The sequence below is a fragment of the Bifidobacterium pullorum subsp. saeculare genome, assembly GCF_016899725.1.
Lineage (GTDB): Bacteria > Actinomycetota > Actinomycetes > Actinomycetales > Bifidobacteriaceae > Bifidobacterium > Bifidobacterium pullorum_C.
The window spans coordinates 1-457 of sequence record NZ_JACLYU010000202.1 but is presented as its reverse complement, the minus strand read 5'-3'; the positions used below and the strand labels follow the sequence as shown (position 1 = coordinate 457).

Genomic DNA, 457 nt, shown 5'->3' with positions numbered 1-457 from the left:
CAATTACTACGAGCCACGGCAACACCGCTTTCAGAAGCCGTTTCAAACCATTCAGAGATAAGAGCTCGACTAGCATCATCGCCACCCATTCCTAAACCAAAGCAGTTAGTATAATGAAACCATGTCTGTTCCTCTTCGGACCAATAGAGAACCAGGGTTTCGTCGATAGCGCTATCAATAATGGCTATAATAACGCCTTCATCATCCGTGATGTAAATGTTATGGTGCAACTTCCAGTAACCGCCGACCTGCTTTTCCGCTAACCCTTCTAAATTAGTAGGGAGGATCGTCTTTAAATCTTTCATTCTGGTAGTCCTTAAACACTTCGGCCCATACGAGAGTTTGACAATCGTTTCCTGCGTCCGTTCTGTACTCCAGCGCAAGCCCAATGGCACGTTCCGCGCTACACCCTGCATACATCGCCCCGTAAAGGAACTCGTAGCAGGAGCCACTGGCC

1 protein-coding gene is annotated in these 457 nt (G+C 47.9%); it reads right to left on the bottom strand.

Annotation, left to right across the window (positions count from 1 at the left end; genetic code table 11):
- Nucleotides 1–305, bottom strand: a 305-nt coding sequence (locus H7U32_RS10165) for a hypothetical protein (RefSeq protein WP_204469906.1), incomplete at its 3' end; no start/stop codon positions are given.
- Nucleotides 306–457 lie beyond the last annotated feature (152 nt).